General features: G+C 52.0%; 1 protein-coding gene. It reads left to right on the top strand.

Annotated elements, in window-relative coordinates:
- A partial coding sequence (locus tag ACTHUM_RS18475) for a DNA gyrase subunit A (protein ID WP_440403747.1) occupies positions 1-531 on the top strand: 531 nt, incomplete at both ends.

Below are 531 nucleotides of genomic sequence, written 5' to 3'. Positions count from 1 at the left end.
GAACATGAGCCGCTGGTATTGCCGACCCGCTTCCCTGCGCTGTTGGTAAACGGTTCGTCCGGTATTGCCGTCGGTATGGCAACCAATATCCCGCCGCACAATTTGGGCGATACCATCAATGCCTGCCTGCGTTTGTTGGATGAGCCTGAAACTGAAATCGACGAGCTGATCAACATTATCCAAGCGCCCGATTTTCCAACAGGCGCAACTATTTACGGCTTAAGCGGCGTGCGCGAAGGCTATAAAACCGGCCGCGGCCGCGTGGTGATGCGCGGTAAAACCCATATTGAGCCTATCGGTAAAAACGGTGAACGCGAAGCCATCGTTATCGATGAAATCCCATATCAAGTAAACAAAGCCAAGCTGGTTGAGAAAATCGGCGAGTTGGTACGCGAAAAAACGTTGGAAGGCGTATCCGACCTGCGCGACGAGTCCGACAAATCCGGTATGCGTGTCGTGATCGAATTGAAACGCAATGAAAATGCCGAAGTCGTTTTGAACCAACTCTACAAACTGACCCAGCTGCAAGGC

Source organism: Neisseria sp. P0021.S006 (genome assembly GCF_051956895.1).
This window is presented reverse-complemented; position numbering and strand designations above follow the sequence as displayed.